The organism is Seohaeicola zhoushanensis, assembly GCF_014656415.1.
Taxonomy (GTDB): domain Bacteria; phylum Pseudomonadota; class Alphaproteobacteria; order Rhodobacterales; family Rhodobacteraceae; genus Seohaeicola_A; species Seohaeicola_A zhoushanensis.
Genome location: NZ_BNCJ01000007.1, coordinates 11820 through 27695 on the forward strand (window position 1 = coordinate 11820; position 15876 = coordinate 27695).

At 67.7% G+C, this 15876-nt stretch carries 16 protein-coding genes; 4 read left to right on the forward strand and 12 right to left on the reverse strand.

What is annotated here, in order from left to right:
* Positions 1-486 precede the first annotated feature (486 nt).
* Positions 487-1044 carry a tetratricopeptide repeat protein gene (locus IE266_RS13360; RefSeq protein ID WP_189680599.1) on the reverse strand — a complete coding sequence of 186 codons (558 nt, stop codon included), beginning with the start codon at positions 1042-1044 and terminating at the stop codon, positions 487-489.
* 31 nt (positions 1045-1075) lie between these two features.
* Positions 1076-1564, reverse strand: coding sequence for an Lrp/AsnC family transcriptional regulator (locus IE266_RS13365; RefSeq protein WP_189680600.1), 489 nt, complete (start codon positions 1562-1564; stop codon positions 1076-1078).
* A gap of 106 nt (positions 1565-1670) precedes the next feature.
* Between IE266_RS13365 and putA the strand changes: the two genes are divergently transcribed.
* Entirely contained in the window at positions 1671-5051 is a 3381-nt protein-coding gene (gene putA, locus IE266_RS13370) for a bifunctional proline dehydrogenase/L-glutamate gamma-semialdehyde dehydrogenase PutA (protein WP_189680601.1), read from the forward strand.
* Between the two features lie 138 nt (positions 5052-5189).
* Here putA and IE266_RS13375 read toward each other — a convergent pair whose 3' ends face one another.
* On the reverse strand, positions 5190-5357 hold the full coding sequence (locus IE266_RS13375; RefSeq protein ID WP_189680602.1) for a hypothetical protein: 168 nt from the start codon (positions 5355-5357) through the stop codon (positions 5190-5192).
* A 156-nt stretch (positions 5358-5513) separates the two neighbouring features.
* On the opposite strand from IE266_RS13375, the gene IE266_RS13380 reads away from it, so the two are divergent.
* Complete coding sequence (locus tag IE266_RS13380; protein WP_189680603.1) at positions 5514-6257, forward strand: rhomboid family intramembrane serine protease; 744 nt, start codon at positions 5514-5516, stop codon at positions 6255-6257.
* Complete coding sequence (locus IE266_RS13385; RefSeq protein ID WP_189680604.1) at positions 6254-6625, forward strand: GFA family protein; 372 nt, start codon at positions 6254-6256, stop codon at positions 6623-6625. The genes IE266_RS13380 and IE266_RS13385 overlap by 4 nt, the downstream gene beginning before the upstream one ends.
* Here the strand turns inward: IE266_RS13385 and IE266_RS13390 are convergent.
* The 9 genes from IE266_RS13390 to coxB form a co-directional block, all read right to left on the reverse strand.
* Positions 6622-7206, reverse strand: coding sequence for a GNAT family N-acetyltransferase (locus IE266_RS13390; RefSeq protein ID WP_189680605.1), 585 nt, complete (start codon positions 7204-7206; stop codon positions 6622-6624). The genes IE266_RS13385 and IE266_RS13390 overlap by 4 nt on opposite strands.
* 10 nt (positions 7207-7216) lie before the next feature.
* Complete coding sequence (locus IE266_RS13395) at positions 7217-8479, reverse strand: M16 family metallopeptidase (protein WP_189680606.1); 1263 nt, start codon at positions 8477-8479, stop codon at positions 7217-7219.
* Positions 8476-9864 (reverse strand): threonine synthase, encoded by a 1389-nt coding sequence (thrC, locus tag IE266_RS13400; protein WP_189680607.1) that lies wholly within the window; start codon positions 9862-9864, stop codon positions 8476-8478. Before thrC ends, IE266_RS13395 begins: the two co-directional genes overlap by 4 nt.
* A 5-nt stretch (positions 9865-9869) precedes the next feature.
* Positions 9870-10541: an SURF1 family protein gene (locus IE266_RS13405; RefSeq protein WP_189680608.1), complete on the reverse strand. Its 672-nt coding sequence runs from the start codon at positions 10539-10541 to the stop codon at positions 9870-9872.
* Between the two features lie 88 nt (positions 10542-10629).
* The gene (locus IE266_RS13410; RefSeq protein ID WP_189680609.1) at positions 10630-11445 is read right to left on the reverse strand and encodes a cytochrome c oxidase subunit 3; all 816 of its coding nucleotides are present in this window, start codon (positions 11443-11445) and stop codon (positions 10630-10632) included.
* A 24-nt stretch (positions 11446-11469) separates the two neighbouring features.
* Positions 11470-12039, reverse strand: a complete 570-nt coding sequence (locus IE266_RS13415) for a cytochrome c oxidase assembly protein (RefSeq protein ID WP_373310578.1) — start codon at positions 12037-12039, stop codon at positions 11470-11472.
* Positions 12036-12197: a cytochrome c oxidase system small membrane protein gene (locus IE266_RS13420; protein WP_189680765.1), complete on the reverse strand. Its 162-nt coding sequence runs from the start codon at positions 12195-12197 to the stop codon at positions 12036-12038. Before IE266_RS13420 ends, IE266_RS13415 begins: the two co-directional genes overlap by 4 nt.
* Positions 12194-13135, reverse strand: a complete 942-nt coding sequence (gene cyoE / locus IE266_RS13425; protein WP_189680610.1) for a heme o synthase — start codon at positions 13133-13135, stop codon at positions 12194-12196. Before cyoE ends, IE266_RS13420 begins: the two co-directional genes overlap by 4 nt.
* A gap of 79 nt (positions 13136-13214) precedes the next feature.
* Entirely contained in the window at positions 13215-14099 is an 885-nt protein-coding gene (gene coxB, locus IE266_RS13430) for a cytochrome c oxidase subunit II (RefSeq protein ID WP_189680611.1), read from the reverse strand.
* Positions 14100-14282: 183 nt separating this feature from the next.
* Here coxB and tldD point away from each other — a divergent pair, with 183 nt between their 5' ends.
* Positions 14283-15704: a metalloprotease TldD gene (gene tldD / locus IE266_RS13435; protein WP_189680612.1), complete on the forward strand. Its 1422-nt coding sequence runs from the start codon at positions 14283-14285 to the stop codon at positions 15702-15704.
* Positions 15705-15876 lie beyond the last annotated feature (172 nt).

The window sequence follows — 15876 nt, forward strand, 5'->3', positions numbered from 1 at the left end:
CGGTAGGCCAACCAAAAAATGGTGCGGACGGCGGGGCTCGAACCCGCACTCCCTGGGGAAGCAGATTTTCATCCCACTTCGGCTTTCGCCGCCGCCCCTGCCGGGACGTTCGTGGGCTGGACTATCCCTTCGCCATGACCCGCAGGTTTTAGGCGCCGCCCGTCTAGTCTCTACACCTTCCCCCAAGGGGGCTTGGCTCGGGATTGGCACGGGGGGCAACCCCCAGAGCTTTCCCCGAATTTGAGCGGTTCTGCACCGGGGGTTTCCCCTCGGGCACTCCAAATCAAAGTCTGCCGCGTCTACCGGTTTCGCCACGTCCGCGCACCACCATGGCACCGATAACAACACCGCCCGCTCAACTCAAGCCGCGCCGCACCGAAATCCGGCGCGGATTTCGGCCTGTTTTCCCTCGAGGAAAACAGCTCCGCCCGGTGACGAATTCCTCGCAGGAATTCGGACGTTTTCCGCGCCGGAAAACGTCGCCATTCAGATGTCCTTGCCCTTCGGCTCCAGCGGCCCGCCGGGGCCCGCCAGCGACCGCTCCGACAGCCAGGGGTTCAGCTCCAGCGCGCGCGCCAGTGCCCGCGCCGCCTCCTCCGTCCGCCCCAGCCCCAGCAGGGTCAGCGCTCGCCCCGACAGCGCCGCCACATGGTTCGGCGACAGCGCGATGGCCCGGTCGAGATCCTCCAGCGCCGGGCCGAACTTCTCGGTCAGGTAATAGGCGAAGGCGCGCTGGTTATAGCCCTCGGCATAGTCGGGGCAGTAGTCCACCAGCCGGTTCAGATCGTCGAGCGCGCCGAGATAATCCGCCCCCCGCAGCTTCTGCATCCCCTCGTCGAGCAGCGACTGCGCCGGCTCGTCCGGCGCGTCGGTCCAGAGCTTCCACATCCGATTGCCCGCCTCGCGCCCTGCCATCTCGGTCGGCGCCGCCCGCGCCTCGGCGATCAGAGCATCGACCTCGGCACTATGGTCGGGCGCCGCCGGGCAGCCCTCGGCCAGCAGCGGACCGGGCAGGAACAGCAGGGGGATCAGAAGGTGTCGCATGTCCCGAATGCTGCCGTACCGCCGGATTCGGTCAAGTCACATCTTCGAGCGGCCCCAGCGGCCCATCCTCCTTCACCGCCTGCATCGCCACATAGGTCGAGGTGCTCGCCACATGCGGCAGGGTCGAGATCTTCTCGGCCAGCACCTGCCGGTATTCGCTCATCGACCGCGTGCGGATCTTCATCAGATAGTCGAAGTTCCCCGCGATCAGATGCGCCTGCTCGATCTCGCCGATCTTCGCCACCGCCGCGTTGAAGGCCGCCAGCGCCGCCTCGCGCGTGTCCGACAGGCGGACCTCGACAAAGGCGACATGGTCCAGCCCCAGCCGGATCGGGTCGATCAGCGCGCGATAGCCCTGGATCACACCCTCGGCCTCGAGCCGTCGCAGCCGCGCCTGGGTCGGCGACTTCGACAGGCCGATCCGCCGCGCGAGGTCGGCGACCGAGATCCGCCCGTCGCTGGCGATCACCGCCAGAATCAGCCGGTCGAAGCGGTCGAGTTCCGGCCAGTCGTTTTGCATTGCCTACCCCCCGAAAATCAGTCGTTTCGCCCGCAGCCTAGCAGAGATCCGGCCAATGTCCCGCTCGTTTGCGCGTATACAGGGCATATCGACCGGAGACACCGATATGCCCCACCCGACCCTGCGCACCCGTATCGACAGCGGCAAATACCAGGACGAAAGCGCCGCGCTCGACGCGCTCACCCGTGCCGCTTCGCTTGCGCCCGAAGACCGCGCCGCCATCAGTGCCGCCGGCGCCAGCCTTGTCCGCGCCATCCGCGCGCAGACCGCGCCGGGGCTGATGGAGGTCTTCCTCGCCGAATACGGCCTCTCGACCGACGAGGGCATCGCGCTGATGTGCCTGGCCGAGGCGCTGCTCCGGGTGCCCGACGCCGATACCATCGACGCGCTGATCGAGGACAAGATCGCGCCGTCCGACTGGGCCAGGCACCTCGGCCATTCCGCCTCGCCGCTGGTCAATGCCTCGACCTGGGCGCTGATGCTGACCGGCAAGGTGCTCGACGACGACCGCCCCGGCCCGGCGCAGGCGCTGCGCGGCGCGATCAAGCGGCTGGGCGAACCCGTCATCCGCACCGCCGTCAGCCGCGCCATGCGCGAGATGGGCCGCCAGTTCGTGCTGGGCGAAACCATCGCCGCCGCGATGAAGCGGGCCAGCGCGATGGAGGCCAGGGGTTTTACCTACAGCTACGACATGCTGGGCGAGGCGGCCCGCACCGAGGCCGATGCCGCGCGCTATCACCTCAGCTACTCCCGCGCGATCTCGGCCATTGCCGAGGCCTGCACCCATGACGACATCCGCGCCAATCCCGGCATCTCGGTCAAGCTCTCGGCGCTGCACCCGCGCTACGAGGTGGCGCAGGAAGCCCGCGTGATGCGCGACCTCGTCCCGCGCCTGCGCTCGCTCGCCCTTCTGGCGAAATCCGCCGGCATGGGGCTGAACATCGACGCCGAGGAGGCCGACCGCCTGGCGCTCTCGCTCGAGGTCATCGAAGCGGTGCTCGCGGAAGAGAGCCTCGCCGGCTGGGACGGCTTCGGCGTGGTGGTCCAGGCCTATGGTCCCCGCGCCGGCGCGGTGATCGACACGCTCTACGACATGGCCGAACGGCATGATCGCAGGCTGATGGTCCGCCTCGTCAAGGGCGCCTACTGGGACACCGAGGTCAAGCGCGCGCAGGTCATGGGGATGGAGGGCTTTCCGGTCTTCACCCGCAAGCCGGCGACCGACATCTCCTATATCGCCAATGCCCGCAAGCTGCTGTCGATGACCGACCGGATCTACCCGCAGTTCGCCACCCACAACGCCCATACCGTCAGCGCCATCCTGCACATGGCACAGGACGGCCAGCCCTTCGAGTTCCAGCGCCTGCACGGCATGGGCGAGACGCTGCACCGGCTGGTGATGGAGCAGAACCAGACCCGCTGCCGCATCTACGCCCCCGTCGGCGCGCACCGCGACCTGCTGGCCTACCTGGTGCGGCGACTGCTGGAGAACGGCGCCAACTCCTCCTTCGTCAACCAGATCGTCGATACGGCGGTGCCGCCCGAAGCCGTGGCCGCCGACCCCTGGGAGACGCTGGCCAAGGCCGGCGAGAGCCGCCTCAGGACCGGCGCGCAGCTCTTCGCGCCCGAGCGGCCCAACTCGCAGGGCTTCGACCTGAACCACGCGCCGACGCTGGCCCGGATCGAGGCGGCGCGCACGCCCTTCCGCGCCGCCAGCTGGCGCGCCGCGCCGCTGCTGGCCGGCCCCGCCGCCCCCGAGACGGCGGCCCCCGTCACCAACCCGGCCGATGCCGCCGACCACCCCGGCACCGTTGCCGCCGCCTCTGCCGCCGATGTCGCCACAGCCTTGGCCGCCGCCCGCCCCTGGCAAGCCCCACCCTCGGAACGCGCCGCCGCCCTGAACCGCGCCGCCGACCTCTACGAGGAGCATTTCGGCGAGATCTTCGCCATCCTCGCCCGCGAGGCCGGCAAGTCGCTGCCCGACAGCGTGGCGGAACTGCGCGAGGCGGTGGATTTCCTGCGCTACTACGCCGCCAATATCCCGGCAGGCGATCCGGCGGGGGTCTTCACCTGCATCAGCCCCTGGAACTTCCCGCTGGCCATCTTCACCGGCCAGATCGCCGCCGCCCTGGCGACCGGCAACGCCGTGCTCGCCAAGCCCGCCGAGCAGACGCCGCTGATCGCGCATTTTGCGGTCACGCTGCTGCACGAGGCCGGGGTGCCGGCATCGGCGCTGCAACTGCTGCCCGGCGACGGCCGCGTCGGCGCGGCGCTGACGGCGGATGCGCGCGTGAAGGGCGTCGCCTTCACCGGCTCGACCGAGACCGCGCTCAAGATCCGCGCCAGCATGGCCGAACACATGGAGCCCGGCACCCCGCTGATCGCCGAGACCGGCGGCCTGAATGCGATGATCGTCGATTCGACCGCCCTGCCCGAACAGGCGGTGCAGGCGGTGGTCGAATCGGCCTTCCAGTCGGCCGGCCAGCGCTGCTCGGCCCTGCGCTGCCTCTACCTGCAGGAGGATATCGCCGAGGACGTGCTGCGGATGCTGACCGGCGCGATGGACGCGCTCTCCCTCGGCAACCCCTGGCTGCACGCCACCGACGTCGGCCCGGTGATCGACGCCGAGGCGCAAGGCACCATCCGCGCCCATATCGACATCGCCCGCCACGAGGGCCGGGTGCTCAAGGAACTGCCCGCCCCGCAGGGCGGCACCTTCGTCGCGCCCACGCTGATCCGCATCGACGGCATCGCCGATCTCGAACGCGAGATCTTCGGCCCCGTCCTGCATGTCGCCCGCTTCAAATCGGGCGAACTCGACAGGGTCATCGACGCGATCAACGCCACGGGCTACGGGCTGACCTTCGGCCTGCAGACCCGCATCGACGACCGGGTCCAGCATGTGACCGAACGCGTCCATGCCGGCAATATCTACGTCAACCGCAACCAGATCGGCGCAATCGTCGGCTCGCAGCCCTTCGGCGGCGAGGGGCTGTCGGGCACCGGGCCAAAGGCGGGCGGGCCGAACTACATGCCGCGCTTCTGCGCCCCCGACCGGCAGGCGGCCGAGAGCACCGCGACCCTGCCCGAAACCGCCGCCACGCCGCGCTCGATGCCCGGCCCCACGGGCGAGAGCAACCGCCTCACCTATGTCCCGCGCGCCCCGCTGCTCTGCCTCGGCCCCGGCCAGCAGGCGGCCCAGGCGCAGGCGCGGGCCATCGAGGCGCTTGGCGGCAGCGCCATCGCCCCGAGCGAGACCATCGCCCCCGAGGCGCTGACCGATACGCCCGATATCGGCGGCGTGCTCTGGTGGGGCGACGCCGAAACCGCGCGCGCAATCGAACGGGCGCTGGCCCGGCGCAGCGGCCCGATCCTGCCGCTGATCCCCGGCCTGCCCGACCTCGCGCGGGTGATGGGCGAGCGGCTGGTCTGCGTCGACACCACCGCCGCCGGCGGCAACGCCGCCCTGCTGGGCGGCGCCGCCTGACCCAGGCGGGCGCGCCTCGGGACCAGAGCGCGCGCCTGCTGCTTCTTCTCTTTCCAAATACTCCAATGCAACGCCGCCACCCGCAGGATACCGGGCAGGCGGCGACCACCGGGCCAGGCCGACTCTCGGCGCGGTGGATCAGCCGACCAGCAGGCCCGCCAGGTAATCGGCAATCGACTGCGTCAGCGAAGCGACCCCGCCTTCGACACCGGCAAAGGCGGCCGCCGCCAGCGCCACGATCAGCGCGGTCAGAACCACCCAGTCCACCGTGACGGCCCCATCTTCACCTTTGAAGAAACGTGTCATTCTGCTTTTCATGCTGAAATTCCCTTGTTACAACCATGACGTGCAGAGTGGTTCGCCGATCATTGCGGCGGCAATGTGACGCCAAATAGCGTCAGGTGAAAATTCTTCTGTCCGAACTCCCTTGACCACGCCCCGCTTTGCAGAGAGCGTGCACCCATGTTCCCGATCCGCGACCATAACCCCTCCGGGCGGACGCCCTTCGTCGTCTACGCGCTGATCGCGATCAACGTGGCCTGCTTCCTCCCCTACCTCGAGCTGATGGGCGACGACCGTGCGCTGATGCGCTTCTTCATGGAATGGGGGATCGTGCCGCAGGCGGTCAGCGCGGGTTACGGCTGGTCCGGCATCTTCACCTCGATCTTCCTGCATGGCGGCTTCATGCACCTGATCGGCAACATGCTGTTCCTCTGGATCTTCGGCGACAATCTCGAGGACGAGATGGGCCATCTCGGCTTCCTGCTCTTCTACCTCGTCAGCGGCATCGGCGCGGGGCTGGTGCATGTGATGATGGGACCGGAGTCGCCGGTCCCCACCGTCGGCGCCTCGGGCGCCATCGCCGGGGTGATGGGAGGCTACCTGCTGCTCTTCCCCAAGGCAAAAGTCGATATCCTGGTGATTTTCATCATCTTCTTCCGGGTCTTCGCCGTTCCCGCCTGGCTGATGCTCGGCCTCTGGTTCGGCCTGCAATTCCTCGGCAGCCTCGAAGCCGACCCCAACGGCGGCGGCATCGCCTATTCGGCCCATACCGGCGGCTTCATCATCGGGCTGGCGCTGACCCTGCCGGTCTGGCTGCGCCGCGGCGGCGCCCGCTACTGGAACCGCACCCAGGGCCACCCGCCGCACCCGACGCCCGACTACGCCTTCGCCCGCTCCAGCATTCCCAAGGTACGCCGCAAATGACCGAGATCCGACGCGCAACATGCCACTGCGGCGCAGTGGAGATCGAGGTCGAACTGCCCAACGGGCTGAACGGCGCCAAGCGGTGCGACTGTTCCTTCTGCCGCCGCCGGCAGGCCGCCAACGTCAGCGCGCTGTCGGCCACGGTCAAGGTGATCCGCGGCGCCGACAACCTGACTCTCTATTCCTGGGGCACCCATACGGCCAAACACTACTTCTGCAAGACCTGCGGGATCTACACCCACCACCAGCGCCGCTCGGACCCGGCGCAAACCGGTGTGAATATCGGCTGTTTCGAGGGCGTGAACCCGAAGGACCTGGAGCCCTTCCCCTGGTCAGACGGGGTCAGCTTCGCGCTGGACAAGCCCTAGCCCGTCTCTGTCCGCCCGCGCCGGTCGCTGCGCAACGCTGCGTACAGGACATGGGTGCGCCAGCGCCCCGCGATCTGCAGGTAGGACTGCGCGACACCCTCGTATTTGAACCCCGAGTTCTCCAGCAACCCGCGCGAGGCCGCGTTCTCGGGCAGGCAGGCCGCTTCGAGCCGGCTCAGATCGAGCTTGGTGAAGGCGTGGTGCACCAGCGCCCCGATCGCCTCGCGCATATAGCCGTGGCGGGCAAAGGGCTGCCCGGTCCAGTAGCCCAACGTGCCCGACTGCGCCGGGCCGCGGCGGATGTTGTCCAGCGTGATCGCCCCCACCAACACCTCGTCCGACCGGCGCACCAGGAACAGCGGCACCGCCGAGCCGTTGGCGACCGAGCGCTGCGCCCAGTAGACTCGGTTGGTGAAGGACCGCCGGGTCAGGTGATCCGGGGCCCACGAGGGTTCCCAGGGGGTCAGGAACTCGGCGCTGTCACTGCGCAGGGCCGCCCAGGCACGGAAATCGCCGTGCACCGGCGGGCGGAGCGTCAGCCGCTCCGTCTCGAGCTTGAGCTTGCGTTTGGCCAGCAGCATCCGGTCGGTCTCAGGCGGCGCGCCTCTCCTGAAGTTCGGGCAGCGAAGGCGCCTCTTCGACCGGGCCGTACAGCGCCAGCGCCGCCGGCGCCTGGTAGGCCTGCTGAGCCGCGAATTCGCGGACGTCGCCGGTGGTCACCGCGTCGATCTTCTCGATGGTCTCCTCCAGCGTCGGGACCGTCTCCCAGATCTGCACCAGCCGCGCCAGGCGCTCGGCCCGGTTCGACGGGCTTTCCAGCCCCATCAGCATCCCGGCCTTCATCTGCGCGCGGGCGCGGGCAACCTCGGCCGGGGTCATGTCTTCGGCCGCGCGCTTCATCTCGTCGATGGTGATGCGCGCCAGGTCGCCGACCTGGGCGCCGCTGGTCCCGGCATAGATCGTCGTGGTGCCGGTATCGGCATAGGCGCCGGTCTGGGCGAAGATCGAATAGCACAGGCCCCGGTTCTCGCGGATCTCCTGGAACAGCCGCGAGGACATGCCGCCGCCCAGCGCGCTGGCATAGATCTGCGCGGTGTAGATATCCTCGTGCCGATAGCCCGGGCTCTCGAAGGCCAGCGCGAAATGCGCCTGCTCCAGCGATTTCTCGCGGCGGAACTCGCCCCCGGTAAAGGTCGCGTTGGGCACGTCGCGCAGCGCGGTCGGCGTGAGGTGTCCGAACATCGCCTCGGCGGCGCGCACGATGGCGTCATGATCGACTGCGCCGCAGGCCGAGAGGATCATCTCGCCCGGCCCGTAATGCTCGCCGATGAAGGCCTGCAGATCCTCGCGGTTGAAAGCGCTGACCCGCTCCGAGGGGCCCAGGATCGTCCGGCCCAGCGGCTGGTCCCGATAGCTTTCTTCCTGCAGCCAGTCAAAGATGATGTCGTCGGGCGTGTCCAGAGCCTGGCCGATCTCCTGCAGGATCACCCCGCGCTCGATCTCGATCTCGTTCGGGTCGAAGATCGGGTTCATCACGATGTCGCCGATCACGTCCATCGCCAGCGGCACGTCGTTCTCCAGAACGCGAGCGTAATAGGCCGTCACCTCGCGGCTGGTATAAGCGTTGATATAGCCGCCCACGTCCTCGATCGCCTCGGCGATCTGCAGCGCATTGCGCCGCTTGGTGCCCTTGAAGGCCATGTGCTCGAGGAAATGGGCAATGCCATTCTGCTCGAGACGCTCATGGCGCCCCCCGGCGGTGACCCAGATGCCGACGGCGGCAGATTGCAGCCCCGGCATGTGTTCGGTCACGATGCGGAAGCCGTTGGAAAGCTGTGCTTGCTGAACAGTCACGCGCCGATATGTCCCTTGATGTGATCTTGCAAGGCGGCGAGATCGTTGGCGATCCGCGTCACCCGCTCCGGCCTGTCATATAGGTCGGCCATGCGCGGGGGAAGAGGGGGATGCACGCTGCTCGCCTCTTCGACCGCCGCCGGGAACTTGGCCGGATGGGCGGTGGCAAGCGTGATCATCGGCACACCGGCCACCCGCTGCTCGTCGGCGACCTTCACGCCGACAGCGGTATGCGGGCAGATCAGCTCGGCGCTCTGCGCCAGCGTCGCCTTGATCGTCGCCAGCGTCTCCGCCTCCGAGGCACGGCCCGAATCGAAACTCTCGCGCAGGGCTTCCATCGCGCCCTGACTGACCTCGAAACCGCCCGCCTTCAGCTCGTCCATCAGCTGCGCCACGGCGCGGCCGTCGCGATTGTAGGCGTCGAACAGCGCGCGCTCGAAGTTGGAGGAAACCTGAATGTCCATCGACGGGCTGACCGAGGGATGGGTCGGCCCCTTGTGATAGCCCTGCCCGCTCAGGCAGCGGTGCAGGATGTCGTTCTGGTTGGTCGCCACCACCAGCCGGTCGATCGGCAGGCCCATCTTCTTTGCGATGTAGCCTGCGAAGATGTCGCCGAAGTTGCCGGTCGGCACGGTGAAGCTCACCTTGCGGTGCGGCGCGCCCAGCGACACGGCAGAGGTGAAGTAATAGACCACCTGCGCCAGCACCCGCGCCCAGTTGATCGAGTTCACACCCGCCAGCCGCACACCATCGCGGAAGTCGAAGTCGTTGAACATGTCCTTGAGCCGGGCCTGGCAGTCGTCGAAGTCGCCATCGACGGCCAGCGCGTGCACGTTCGATTCCGACGGCGTCGTCATCTGCCGCCGCTGCACCTCGCTGACCCGGCCATGCGGGTATAGGATGAACACGTCGACATTCTTCAGCCCCCGGAAGGCCTCGATGGCCGCGCTCCCGGTATCGCCCGAAGTCGCGCCGACAATCGTCACCCGCTCGCCCCGGCGCGCCAGCGCGGTCTGGAACAGCTGGCCGATCAGCTGCATCGCGAAGTCCTTGAAGGCCAGCGTCGGCCCATGGAACAGTTCCAGCAGGAAGTGCCCCGAATCGAGCTGCTTCAGCGGCGCCCGCGCGGCATGGCCGAAACCGGCATAGGCGCGCTCGATGATGGCGCGGAACTCGTCGTCGGCAAAGCTCTCGCCGATGAAGGGACGCATGACCCGGAAGGCCGCCTCCTCGTAGGACAGCCCTTCCAGCGCAGCGATCTCGGCGGCGCTCATCTGCGGCACCGATTCCGGGACGTAAAGCCCGCCGTCACGCGCGAGGCCGGTCAGCATCGCCTCGTCGAAGGTCAGTTCGGGCGCCTGCCCGCGGGTCGAGATGTATTTCATGGGCCTCAGGTCTGTCTGCGGGCGCGGGTGCGCCAGAGGAAATGCCCGGTCATGCCGATCCAGATGGCGGCCAGCGAAAACCAGGTGATGGCATATTGCAAGTGATCGTTCGGGATCGCCGCCGAGTCCACCGGCATCGGCGACACACCGGGGTCCGTCTCCGACTTGGCGACCAGCATCACCGGCTCGGTGTCCAGCGCGGCGGCCATGGCGTCGACGTCGCGGGCGAACCAGGTCTCGGTCGCGCGCTCGGGTTCGGGGGTATAGCTGTCGGTCTCGGCGGGCCAGTGCAGGTTGCCCTCGACCTCCACCGGGCCAAGCCGGCGCACCACTCCCCGCGCGTCATCGCGGATGAAACCGCGGTCGAGCAGGATGCGCCGCCCGTCGGCCGTTTGCAGCGGCGCAATGACGCGAAAGCCGGGGCCGACCTGCTTGCGCGACACCAGCACGAAAAGCTCGCCCTGCAGGATCGTGCCCTCGACCCGCACGGCCAGGTAGCGGTCCTGCTCGGGGTCGGGGCTGGCCGGCAGGTCCACCGGCGCCGCGCCGATGCGGGCGTCGATCTCGGCCAGGAGCGCCTGTTTCCATTCCAGCCGCTGGATCTGCCAGACTCCCAGCGACACCAGCGTCGCGGCGCCGGCAAGGCCGATGATCAGCAGGAACAGGAGACGCTTCATTCAAGGCTTCCGTCAGGACGTGAAAAGGCGCGCAACGGGTGCGCGCCTTGCAGGTTTGGGGGCGCGGGCGGTCGTGCCGCCGGCCGGGTCAACCCAGGTGCGAGGTGCCCCAGATATAGACCGCGAAGAAGAGGAACAGCCAGACGACGTCCACGAAGTGCCAGTACCAGGCGGCGGCCTCGAAGCCGACGTGGCGCTCGGGGGTGAAGTCGCCCTTGATCGCGCGGATCAGGCAGACGGTCAGGAAGATCGTCCCGATGATCACGTGGAAGCCGTGGAAGCCGGTTGCCATGAAGAAGTTCGAGAAGAACTGGTCGCCGCCGAATTCCCAGCCGTCGTGGGTCAGCAGCAGCGCGTATTCATAGCCCTGCAGCGCGGTGAAGGCGACGCCGAGCACGATGCCGATGGCCAGGCCCTGCACCAGCGCCTTGCGGTCGTTGCCATGCACGAGGCCATGGTGCGCCCAGGTCACGGCGCAGCCCGAGAGCAGCAGGATCAGCGTGTTGATCAGCGGCAGGTGGAACGGGTCGATCGCATGGATGTGCGGCGCGACATATTCGGTGCCGATGTATTCCTGCATCGGGTAGATCTGGTGTTTGAAGAACGACCAGAACCAGGCAAAGAAGAACATCACCTCGGACATGATGAACAGGATGAAGCCGTAACGCAGGCCGATCCGCACGACGGGCGTGTGATCGCCGACATGGCTTTCCTCAACCACGCGCTTCCACCACACGAACATGGTGTAGAGCACCCCGACCAGGCCGATCAGGCAGGCCCAGGGAGAGCCGCCGTGCATCCAGAGCACGGCGCCGAACAGCATGACGAACGCGCTGACCGACCCGATGAACGGCTCGATAGAGGGTGGCAGGATGTGATAGTCGTGGTTCTTTGCGTGTGCCATTCAGGTGTCCCTCGCCTTGGGCAATCAGTTCGTAGTTGCGCCTGCACCGGTGTCAAGGGCGGCATAGCCCTCCGGCAGGTCGATCTCGTGGAAAGTGTAAGACAGCGTGATGCTGTGGATGTATTTGCCATCCATGTCGTCGACGATGGCCGGATCGACGTAGAAGCTGACCGGCATCTGCACCGTCTCTCCGGGCGCCAGCACCTGCTCGGTGAAGCAGAAGCACTCGACCTTGATGAAGAACGATCCGGCCTCGTAGGGGAAGACGTTGTAGGTCGCCTGCCCCGCGACCGGACGGTCGGTCGGGTTGTGCGCCTCGTAGAAGGCCAGCCCGGTTTCGCCGATCTTCAGCTCCATCGTGTGCTCGAGCGGCTTGAAGCTCCAGGGCATCTCGCGATCAAGCGAGCCGTCGAAGCGGATCTTGATGGTCTTGTCCAGGACAGTGTCCGACCCGGTCTCGGCCACGCCGGTGACACCGCCGAAACCGGTCACCTTGCAGAACCAGCTGTAGAAGGGAACCGAGGCCCAGGACAGGCCGCCCATCAGGACGACCACGCCGACCAGCTTCACCAGGGTCTTCTGCGCCGGGTTCATTTCGATTGCTCCGTCTGCACCGCGGCAAAGTCGCCACGGGTGACCTTGACCATCGTCAGGCCGAAGACCAGCGCGACGAAGGCGGCCAGCACCAGGCCCAGGCCCAGGTTGCGGCCGAAACGGCGGTTGTGCAGTTCGTGGGTTGGGCGCAGGCTCATGACCAGCCTCCAAGTCCGTAGGGCTTCAGCATGGCCTCGGCCGCGATCGCACCGAAGTGCAGGAAGAGATAGAGCAGCGAGAGCCGGAAGAACTTCCGCTCGACCGCGAAGTTGTCGGCCTCCGAGGCCGCCTCGTCACGCCGCCAGATCCGCAGCGCGCCGAGCAGGAACAGCGCGTTCAGCACCACCGAGACGGTCAGATACAGCGGCCCGCCCAGCCCGGTGAATCCGGCGCCGATGGCAAAGGCCGCCAGCACCACGGTATAGGCCAGGATATGCCAGCGGGTCGCGCGGCGGCCGTGGGTCACGGTCAGCATCGGCACGCCGGCATCGTCGTAATCGTTGCGCATGAACAGCGCCAGCGCCCAGAAGTGCGGCGGCGTCCACAGGAAGGTCAACGCCACCATCAGCCAGGGCTCGACCGCCATGCTGCCGGTTGCCGCCACCCAACCCACCAGCGGAGGGAAGGCGCCGGCCAGGCCGCCGATGACGATGTTCTGCGGCGTCGACCGCTTGAGCCACATCGAGTAGATGACGACGTAGAAGAAGATCGTGAAGGCGAGCAGCGCCCCGGCAAGGATATTGGTCGCCAGCGCCAGCATCACCACCGAGAAGCCCGAAAGCGCGATGCCGAGGCCCAGCGCCTCGCCCGGCTCGATCAGGCCCGCGGGAATCGGCCGGGAGCGGGTGCGCCGCATCACCGCGTCGATATCGGCATCCCACCACATGTTCAGCGCGCCCGAGGCGCCACCTCCCACCGCGATGAACAGGATCGCGCAGAAGCCGATGAACGGATGCACCGGAACCGGCGCGGCCAGCAGGCCGACCAGCGCGGTGAACACCACCAGCGACATGACGCGCGGCTTCAGCAGGGCGAAATAGTCGCCGAATCCGGCTTCGCCCATCCTGGTCTGCGTCTGAAGGCTTGCGTCGCTCATTCCGGTGCCTCGGCGGTGCGCGCCAGGCGCGCACCCTACGGGTTGGGTGTAGGGTGCGCGCCTGGCGCGCACCGTTTCCTTAGTCGGCCTGCGCCACTTTCACGTCCAGCGGCTTGCCGGCGTATTGGTCGATCGCGCCCTTCAGCCATTCCTCGTAGGCGGCTTCGCTGACGATCTTGACGGTGATCGGCATATAGGCGTGGTCCTTGCCGCAAAGCTCCGAGCACTGGCCGAAGTAGATGCCTTCCTTGTCGGCCTTGAACCAGAGTTCGGCCAGGCGGCCCGGAACGCCGTCCTGCTTCACGCCGAAGGCCGGGATGGTCCACGAGTGGATCACGTCCGAACCGGTGACCTGAACCACCACTGTCTTGCCGACCGGCAGCACCAGCGCGGTATCGGTCGCCAGCAGGTATTCGTCGCGGCTGTAGCCCGCATCCGTCAGCATCTTCTCGACGTTCTCGTCGAGCACGTAGTTGCCGCCGGTGGCCGGCTGGCCGATCATGTAGCTGTCGAAGCCGAAGTCATGATCGACATACTGGTAGGACCAGTACCACTGGTTGCCGGTCGCCTTGACGGTGATGTCGGCCTCGGGGATCTCCTGCTGGTCGAACAGCACCGGCAGCGAGAAGGCACCGATCAGCACCAGGATGAACACCGGCACGATGGTCCACGCCACTTCCAGCGGCGTGTTGTGGGTGAACTGCGCCGGCGTCGGGTTGGCGCGGCGGTTGAACCGCACGATCGCGTAGATCAGCAGCAGCGTCACGAAGACACAGATTGCAGTGATGATGATCAGAATCATGTGATCGAGCCACTGCTGCTCGTGCGCCAGGCTGGTCGCCGCCGTCTGGAACGAGGTTCCGCCGGGCACCGGTCTGCCGACGATCTCGAGCTTGTCCTGGGCCATGGCCGGCAGGGCGGTAAGTCCGCCGAGCAGCCCCGAAATCGTGAATGCTGTCTTCATGTCGTGTCCTGATCGGTTGATCGCGCTTCGTACCTGGAACCTGGTCGCGCCAAATCGGCCGCGCGCCAGCCCCGTTGTGTTCGTTGCCGCTAGAAACCATATTCCGACAGACAGATAAAGCCATCAGCTTGCGTCAAACGGACGCTTTTTGCCCTTGATCAGCCGGAAAGGCCGGAAATACTCATGGATGACACCCCTTTTCGCCCCTTCGAATCCGTTTTGCCGCTCGATGCGGCCCTTGCCGAGCTGCGCGCGGCGACCGATGGCGCCGATGACGGCGAGCTTTTCGTCGAGCGCCGCCGCTCCGAGGCGCTGACCTTCGACGACGGCCGTCTCAAGAGCGCGAGCTACGACGCCGCCGAGGGTTTCGGCCTGCGCGCGGTCAAGGGCGACGTCGCCGGATACGCCCATTCCACCGAGATGACGCTGGCGGCGCTGAAACGCGCCGGCGAGACCGCGCGCCTGGCCGTTGGCGATGGCGGCGGCACGCTCGCCGAGGCGCCCCGCGCCACCAATCGCCGCCCCTATACCGACGCCGACCCGATCGGCGGCGTGCCGTTCCCGGTCAAGATCGAGACCCTGCGCGAGATCGACGCCTTCGCCCGCGGCCTCGATTCCCGCGTGGTGCAGGTATCGGCCATGCTCGCCGCCTCGCTGCAGGAGGTCGAGATTCTGCGCCCCGACGGCATTCGCGTGCGCGACATCCGTCCGATGACCCGGCTCAACGTATCGGTGATCGTCGAACAGGGCGGCCGGCGCGAATCCGGCACCGCCGGCGGCGGCGGGCGCGTCGGACTCGACGGGCTGATCGACCCCGCCGACTGGCAGGCCAAGGCCAACGAGGCGCTGCGCATCGCGCTGGTGAACCTCGACGCCGAACCCGCCCCCGCCGGAGTGATGGAGGTGGCGCTCGGCCCCGGCTGGCCCGGCATCCTGCTGCACGAGGCCATCGGCCACGGGCTCGAGGGCGACTTCAACCGCAAGGGCACATCCGCCTTCGCCGGGCTGATGGGCCAGCGCGTCGCCGCGCCGGGCGTGACCGTGGTCGACGACGGCACCCTGCCCGACCGCCGCGGCTCGATCGCCGTCGACGACGAGGGCACGCCCTCCTCGCGCACCGTGCTGATCGAGGACGGCATCCTCACCGGCTTCATGCAGGACCGCCAGAACGCCCGGCTGATGGGCGTCGCCCCCACCGGCAACGGCCGCCGGCAGAGCTTTGCCCACAAGCCGATGCCGCGCATGACCAATACCATCATGCTGGGCGGCACCGCCAACCCCGGCGACCTGGTGGCCGACATCAAGGACGGCATCTGGGCGGTCGGCTTCGGCGGCGGCCAGGTCGACATCACCAACGGCAAGTTCGTCTTCTCCTGCACCGAGGCTTACCGCGTGAAGAACGGCCGTGTCGGCGCGCCGGTCAAGGGGGCCACGCTGATCGGCGACGGGCCCAACGCGCTCAAGCGCATCCGCGGCCTCGGCAACGACATGGCGCTGGATCCGGGCCTCGGCAATTGCGGCAAGGACGGGCAATGGGTGCCGGTCGGCGTCGGCCAGCCCACCGTGCTGATCGACGGGCTGACCATCGGCGGCTCCGCCGCCTGAGAGAATCGCCCGCCGCGCTGTGCCTGAGTCGGGTGCGGCGGGCCATCTTTCCGGTGCTCCAAGCGGACCCGGTTTTTTCCGACACCCCGGCGCACCTCGGGTTCCACGCATCGAATCAACGACCTGGCCCGCCCAGGGGCCATACCATGCGCCCCGATCGCAATAATTTGTC